4 protein-coding genes and 1 pseudogene are annotated in these 3,130 nt (G+C 75.5%); 3 read left to right on the forward strand and 2 right to left on the reverse strand.

The genetic code is table 11. The features are described 5' to 3' along the window. Positions 1–301 (forward strand): annotated as a pseudogene (locus AB0E96_RS40030) (hypothetical protein); the annotation flags it as partial. Here AB0E96_RS40030 and AB0E96_RS40035 read toward each other — a convergent pair. After that, the gene (locus tag AB0E96_RS40035; RefSeq protein WP_359831623.1) at positions 285–926 is read right to left on the reverse strand and encodes an NAD(P)H-binding protein; all 642 of its coding nucleotides are present in this window, start codon (positions 924–926) and stop codon (positions 285–287) included. The pseudogene AB0E96_RS40030 and the gene AB0E96_RS40035 overlap by 17 nt on opposite strands. Before the next feature lie 241 nt (positions 927–1,167). On the opposite strand from AB0E96_RS40035, the gene AB0E96_RS40040 reads away from it, so the two are divergent. Next, the gene (locus tag AB0E96_RS40040; RefSeq protein WP_359831625.1) at positions 1,168–1,665 is read left to right on the forward strand and encodes a MarR family transcriptional regulator; all 498 of its coding nucleotides are present in this window, start codon (positions 1,168–1,170) and stop codon (positions 1,663–1,665) included. Between the two features lie 73 nt (positions 1,666–1,738). On the opposite strand, the gene AB0E96_RS40045 is transcribed toward AB0E96_RS40040, so the two are convergent. Then, the gene (locus tag AB0E96_RS40045; RefSeq protein ID WP_359831627.1) at positions 1,739–2,626 is read right to left on the reverse strand and encodes a methyltransferase domain-containing protein; all 888 of its coding nucleotides are present in this window, start codon (positions 2,624–2,626) and stop codon (positions 1,739–1,741) included. A 47-nt stretch (positions 2,627–2,673) separates the two neighbouring features. Between AB0E96_RS40045 and AB0E96_RS40050 the strand changes: the two genes are divergently transcribed. Continuing rightward, positions 2,674–3,130: GntR family transcriptional regulator (locus AB0E96_RS40050; RefSeq protein ID WP_359831628.1), on the forward strand; the 457-nt coding region annotated here is incomplete at its 3' end.

Below are 3,130 nucleotides of genomic sequence, written 5' to 3' on the forward strand. Positions count from 1 at the left end.
GGACCCGTCCTTCCAGGTCAACACGGACGAGGAGACCGGCCAGACCATCATCGCGGGTATGGGCGAGCTGCAGCTGGCCTCCAGGACGGCGGCGGCGAGGACGAGGGCGGCGCGACGGGTGCGCCGGGTGCGGGGCGGGACGGTTCCGGTGGGCCGGGCTGCGGTGTTGGTCACGGGAACGATCCTGTCCGGGCCGGGCCTGATGATCGATCACCCCTGCTGCCGTCTTCGGGGTGGTGCTGGGTACACCCCCGCCGGGGCGGGAGGTGCAGGTGGCCCGACGCTCAGTACGCGGCGGTGAAGCGGGCCCGGCGGTGGGTGGGCCGCTCGGCCTCGTCGAGGAGTGCGACGGCGAGGTCCTCCATGGAGATCGCCGAGGCGCCCGCGGCGTCGACCAGCAGTTCGTCGCGGCCGATCCGGAACCGGCCGGTGCGCACGCCGGGTTCCAGCAGCGCGGCCGGGCTCAGGTACGTCCAGTCGACGTCCGGCCCGGCGGCGCGGTAGAGGTCGAACTGCTCGCCGCAGGCCAGGGCGATCGGCCGGATCTCGTCGGGGAAGCCGGGGCTGTCGACCAGGGCGGTCCCGTCGCCGCCCGGCACCAGCAGGCTGCCCGCGCCGCCGACGGCCAGCAGCCGCGTGCCGGTGCCGGCGACCCCGGCGAGCAGGCCCTTGGTGGCGGTGGCCAGTTCGTGCTCGCTGCCCGGCACCGGACGGGTGGCGGTGATCACCACGTCCTGCCCGGCCGCGATCCGGGCGACGTCCTCGGGGTCGCGGGCGTCGCCGAGGACCAGGGGGACGGTGGCCGGCAGACCGTGCGGCTTGGCCGGGTCCCGTACGACGGCGGTGACGTGGTGGCCGCGGGCCAGGGCCTCGGCCACGACCCGGCTGCCGACGTTGCCGGTGGCGCCGAACACGGTGATGCGCATGGGGGTGCTCCTCGGGAGTGGTGGTGGAACGGGGTCAGGCGTTCTCGCGGGTGGTGGCCGGGTAGGTCGTGCCCCGGACCGCCGGGGCGAGGGCCGTCACCAGGACGAGGGCGAGGCGATTTCTTAGCACTAAGGCAATGTATCTCAGTGCTAAGGCATTATTCACCGCAGTGGCCGAGTGAGGTGGCTCACGGTTACCTCAGTGCTAAGGGATATGTCGGGGATCGCCTACCCTGAACCCGTGGCAGATCATGTGGACCGCGTCGTCGCGCAGTGGGGCGCCGAGCGCCCCGACCTGGACGCCTCCCCGATGGAGGTGTTCGGCCGGCTCAAACGCCTCTACCGGCTGGTGGACGCGGCGCTCAACCGCACCTTCGCCGAGCACGGGCTGGACGCCGCCTCCTTCGACGTCCTCGCCACCCTCAAGCGCAGCGGCCCGCCCTACCGGCTCACCCCCACCGGGCTGATGCAGTCCGCGATGGTCACCTCCGGCGCGATCACCCAGCGCCTCGACCGGCTGGAGGCCCGCGGCCTGGTCACCCGCACCCGCAGCGACCAGGACGGCCGCAGCCGCGAAGTCGTCCTCACCCCCGAGGGGCACGATCTGATCGACCGCGCGCTGCCCGACCACCTCGCCACCGAGCACCGGATGCTGACGGGCCTCGACGAGGCCCGGCGCGGCGCGCTCGTCGAGGCGATGCGCATCCTGCTGGCGGACCTCGGGGACGTCCCGGAGTAGCGGCTCTCCGTCACCCGGCCCCCCGTGGGCGCGGTCACGACCCCCGTGCGCGACCCCGCCCGCGGGGGCCGCACTACGGCCGGACCGCCACCGCCTTGAAGAAGGTGTAGTGGAACGTCCCGCCCGGCTCGGCCGCGCGGCGCAGTTCCGCGATGCCCCGGTCGAAGGCCTCCGGGGTGGTCAGCCCGGCGGCCAGCGCCTCCGCCCGGACGGCCTCGACCATGGGGACGAAGGTCCGCCGGGTGAAGCCCTCCGCCAGGGCCGGACGGCCGTCGTCGGCGTAGACCGTGCGCGGGCGGACCGTCACCCGGTCGAATCCGGCCGCCGTCAGCAGCGGGTGGAGGCGGCGGCCGAGCCGTCCGTCGCCGCCCGCCCGGGCCTGCAGCCGGACCAGGTGGTCGACGGTGTCGCGGGCCGCCCGGCTCTCCGGGTGGAAGAACACCGAGCCGTGGTCGCCCTCGATCACCGTGATCGTCCCGCCCGGCCGCAGCACCCGGCGCAGCGCCGCCAGCCCGGCCGCCGGGTCGGGCAGGTGCTCCAGCACGAAGCACAGGAAGACGTGGTCGAAGGAGCCGTCCGGGAACGGCAGCCGGTGCAGGTCGCCGTGGTGCCAGACGACGTCCGCGGCCGGCGCCTGCGCGGCCACCCGGGCGCGGGCCTGGGCCAGCGACCGCGCCGAGAGGTCGGCCGCCGTCAGCCGTACGCCGGGGCTGGCGGCCAGCAGGTGCACGGTCTGCGCCCCCACCCCGCAGCCCGCCTCCAGCACCCGGCTGCCCGCGGGGAAGGCCGTACCCGCGTGCAGCAGTTCGGCGAGGGTGTCGGCCTGGTCGCCGAGGCGCCGCGCCTCGTCCTCCGAGTAGCCGTGGACGTAGTCGGGGCCGCGCTCCCGCGCCCCCGCGGGCACCGTGGGCGTTTCCGCGCTCGTGGGCGTTTCTGCGCTCGTGGACGTTTCCGCGGTCATGGACGTTTCCGTGGTCATGGCCCCACCCTCGCCGCCACTATGGTCCGGTGAACAGGTCCAAAGCCGAGGGATCCGACCGGTCCAAAGAGGTCGGCGCCGACTTCCTCCAGCTCGACACCGCCGACGCCCCGCCCGGCGGCCTCACCGACTGGCTCGCCCGCCGGCTGCGCGAGGCCGTCGCCGACGGCCGGCTCCCGGTCGGCTCCAGACTGCCCGCCGGCCGGGTCCTGGCGGCCGAACTCGGCGTCTCCCGCGGGGTGGTGACCGAGGCCTACCAGCGCCTCGCCGAGGAGGGGCAGGTCGCCGGCCGCGGCCGGGGCGGCACGGTGGTGGTCGCGGCCGCCACCGCCGCACCGGAGGCGGCGAGCGAGACACGACCGCCCAGCCCGGCACCCGCGCTGTTCCGGGCCGAGCCCGGCCCCGAGGTCTTCGACCTGCTGCGCGCCACCCCCGCCCGGATCGACCTCGCGCCCGGCGTGCCCGACCTCGAGGCCTTCCCCCGCG

The organism is Kitasatospora sp. NPDC036755, from assembly GCF_040636595.1.
Classification (GTDB): Bacteria; Actinomycetota; Actinomycetes; order Streptomycetales; family Streptomycetaceae; genus Kitasatospora.